The organism is Bradyrhizobium nivariense, from assembly GCF_029846695.2.
In the GTDB taxonomy this organism is placed as follows: domain Bacteria; phylum Pseudomonadota; class Alphaproteobacteria; order Rhizobiales; family Xanthobacteraceae; genus Bradyrhizobium.
The window spans coordinates 1-4099 of the sequence record NZ_JARWCR020000147.1 but is presented as its reverse complement, the minus strand read 5'-3'; the positions used below and the strand labels follow the sequence as shown (position 1 = coordinate 4099).

Below are 4099 nucleotides of genomic sequence, written 5' to 3'. Positions count from 1 at the left end.
AGCGCGTTGCAAAGTACGGGTCGTCAGGCGGTGAAAAGCCGAAGGCAGTCCTGTGCGCCTCGTCAGAGGAGATGTGCGGCCGCATCAATCCGACCAAAAACCGCACTCTCACGAATAGGACGGGCTAATCTCAAGAGCTCTCCGGCGGAAGAAGAAAGCTGCCGAGGAGGCAAGGTGCAAATCTGGATGAACCTCGAATGACGTCATTCCCGGTAGCAATCAGACCGCCTGACTCACTGCGCTTCGAGCGCGAGAAATTGATTGGGCGATTGCTTCCGCGGATATCATCGTGGCCAGCGGCCAGGCGCCGCATTCACAGGCCGAACATATGACCGCACCGTCATCCCTTGTTCTACCAGAAAAAGATCTTGTGCCCGGGCCGTTCCACATATGAGTCAGAGCCAATATTGCAGACGATGACGTAATTGCGGTCGGCACCCGCGGCTCGAAAGGTCCGCTATCTTCAAGCCTTCCGCAATCTCGCGAATCGGAGGGGACTATGAAGCAATATGTTGGGCTGGACGTCTCGCAAAAGGAAACGTCAGTAAGCGTGGTCAACGAAGTGGGTCAAGTCTTGTTCGAGGGAAAGGCCAAGTCCGACCCGGGGGCGCTGACGGCACTGCTTCGCAAGCGGGCGCCACAGGCGGAGCGCATCGGGCTGAGACCGGGGCGATGGCGAGTTGGCTATGGCATGAACTTCGTAGGGTTGATCTTCCGGTGGTCTGCATCGACGCGCGTCATGCCCACGCGGCTTTGTCCGTACGCATGAACAAGAGCGATCAGAATGATGCTCGAGGTTTGGCCGAACTGGTGCGGGTCGGCTGATATCGAGAAGTCAAAGTCAAGAGCGAGGAAAGTCAGAAGATCCGCGCGATACTCGTCGCGAGATCTCGGCTCGTGGCCATTCGTCGGGATATCGAGAAACCAGGTTCGTAGCCTGATCAAGGAGTATGGATTATTGTTCCCTCGCGCAATCGGCCTGCAGTTCCGCCACCAGGTCCACCAGCTCTTGGGCGATGATCATCAGCTCCTGAGCGTGATAGCGCCGCTCTTGTCGATCTATGAGAACGTCTGTCAACAACAGAGCAAGTTCGATGACGAAGTCCGCCGTTTGGCAAAACAGGACGAGACGACGCGTCGTCTGATGAGCGTCCCGGGTGTCGGCGTCGTGACTGCCCTAACGTTCCGCCATACGATCAGATGACCCTTCGCGCTTCCGATCGGCCTCGACGATCGGCGCCTACCTGGGCCTTACGCCGCGACGCAACCAATCTAGCGAAGCTGACACCAACGGCAAGATATCCCGATGAGGCGACCGACTTCTCCGAACTTACCTGTTCGAGGCCGCAACCGTTCTGCTGTACCGAACAAAGAAATGGTCTTCCCTCAAGGCCTGGGGCATGAAGCTCGCAAAGCGGATTGGCATGAGAAAGGCAAAGGTAGCCATTGCCCGGAAGATCGCCGTAATCCTGCACTGCATCTGGGTCGACGGCACATCGTTCGACGGGGCAGGCGAAGGAGGCCTAATCTTGCAAGTTCCTGGTCCGGTTCGTCGGACTGGCGATGTCCCGCTGGGACGGTAGTCGTGGCGACCTCGGTCAATCGGCTGGTGGCGGTTCGTCCGCACTCCGCTGCAAACGTTGAGGCGCCCGATCCGGACATCATCATGAGGCGCTCGCAACCTCGGAAAGGACCATGACCCCAGCTTCGACATCAACCCAATCACGTGAAGCCGCCAACAACATCGATTATCCAATCCCCCTAGGCGATCGTCTCGCCATCCGCGATCGCTCCGTCTCCGCAACCCCGACCAGCTCCGACGGAGCAATCGCTACCGGCGTGTCACTGGAGAGAACGAATGACAGCTTGACAACAACCCACAATTAAAGGGCCGATTGACAGCCAGTGTCCCCTGATGCTCGCTCAAGGCTGCCTGCGTTTGCGCCAAAGGCGCCTTCAGGCGTTCGTTTTCGTTGCGCAGCGCCGCAATGCCCATTTGACGCGCTTAGCTGCAGATCATCAAAATGCAAGATGCGAGGCGATCTATCACATCCTGAAACGCGGATGCAACCCAACCAGCCTCGCCACGACGGCCGCCAGAAAGGACTTGAAGCCTACGTAGCGTCAGGTTGTACAGTCTAAATCATACAGGCGGTCATCGTCTCAGAAGTTTCGTGATCGCAAGCAGGGGTTTCAATGTCTCGAGTTCTAAGGTGCGCCCGAGTCTGTTGCTGCGCAGGCCTGAATCGAAGTCGGCTCGTACGGAATGTGGGGCGGTCAATTGAAGCTGAAGCAGCACGTGCAGTTCGAGATCAAATCGGGCGCCTTTCCGCAGCCGGGCGGCCGCGAGTTCGATCCCGATGTGCCGGATGCCGCGCTTTCGTGCAGGGAGCGCCAACGCTGTTGCCTTGCCTTCCGATCGGGCAAATATCTGTCCTTCCCTGTCTCCGGCTGTTGCGAGTGCAAGCCGCGACGAGAATCCAGGCCTCTTTCATGAAGGGATCGTCGTTTTTTTTGGCGCGCGCGGCCACCTGCTGCCCAGGAGGCCAGCGGGTTCGTCTGCGGCAGTTAAGGCCGGGGCGGTGTGAGTAATGCGCGAACTCGGAGCGGCGCGCGACGACGGTCCTCTTGTTTTGGTTGCCGGTCTCGGCAATCGGCTTTCTGAAGCTGGAGTCTTTGTGATCAGTGCACCCGAGTTTGGCTCTGGGGCAGCTATGAAGAGTCATCTCATCTGTGGAGGGTGATATAGAACCGAGCTATAACGATCCGAATTATTGGACGCATTGGTACGCTGACCAGCAAGAGCTGCAGCGTGCGCGGCAAGAGTCGGATAATGAGCCTGCGGGTCAAGTTGGCTTTGAGCAGCAGTTGGGCGAGCTGCAACTCGGCTCCCCTGATGAGAGCTCGGCTGAGCTAAGTTCGCCCGACACCCGACCCGCAAAGGCGCATGACAGTATCCAGCGCACTGACGTTGGCGGTTCGATGCGGATGCCGCCGCAGTCCAACCTTCGGGGTAACTCTTTCAATAGCACGCGCTACAGCGTAGATCTGCCTCGCGCTCACCTTGTTGGCTCAGCTGCTGGGGCATCGCAGTCTGACGTGCGTGACAGGCTATTCAGCAGCACGCGCTATACAGCACCATCGGAACCGGAACCCGTCGCGCGGACAAGGGATAAGAAGAGCGGAGGACTGTTTTCTCGCGTTAAATCAGGGCTCGGCAAAGTCTTCGGAGGAAGTCGCGGTGAAAAGTCGTTCGGCGGCCCAGCGTCAGTTGTGGTCTATTCAGAGCTTCGTATCGATTGCTACAAGCGCAGCCGCGCGTCCGAAGAGGACGCGGCCCTCATTTCCGAGTTCGCGCGCGCGGCTGCAAACAGTTATGCTCCCAGTAGCATTCAGAAGATGGTGGAACATCTGAGCCAGTTCAGCGACTTTTTAAAGTCCAACAACGTGACACTGGCTAGCCTGCTCGCAAACCCTACTCAGTTGAAGACCCGTGCGAATGAATTTGTGAATGCGGGGGGCACAAAGCGAGTGCATACGGAATTGGAAGCGCTTCGGAAGTCCCGCGCCGGCGAGTTGTTGCCTCCTCCTGCTCCTTCTCCGCCGCCTCCTACCGGAGACGCACTACTCATTCGCCAGTTCGCGGCAGTAGCCCGGGCAAATAATGTTGCCCACAAAACCATTAGGCCTCATACGGAGATTCTTAAGCACTTTGCTGGGTGGCTCACAACCAAACAGAAGCCGTCCCTGACTTCTCGGTTTCGGACCGACGAATTAGCCGAGGACATCATGGCCTACGGCGAGGAGAATGACCCCAAGGGCCGCCTCCTTACGGCCCTGAATCATCTCCGAAGGCTTCTGCCTGACGGGGGAGGGTTCGAAACACTCGGACCCGGGCAACGCGTCATGGAGCGCCGTACTTTGAGTGCTTATGAGAGCGACGCCAGCATCATCGATGGCGTAGCCAAGGACCAGCTAAGCAAGCTCGGATCCGACCCGGCTTCCCAATCGAAAAAGAAAGATGTGCGGAATACTGCTTGGGCGCAACGTAAGTTCAGTGATTGGCTCCGAACCACGGGTAGAGAGAGCATAGTGAGTC

The 4099-nt window shown here is 57.9% G+C and carries 2 pseudogenes; both read left to right on the top strand.

The features are described 5' to 3' along the window. Nucleotides 1-499 precede the first annotated feature (499 nt). Nucleotides 500-1527, top strand: a pseudogene (locus QCM77_RS45335) (IS110 family RNA-guided transposase). Nucleotides 1528-2733: 1206 nt separating this feature from the next. Continuing rightward, nucleotides 2734-4099: pseudogene (locus QCM77_RS45330) on the top strand (hypothetical protein); the annotation flags it as partial.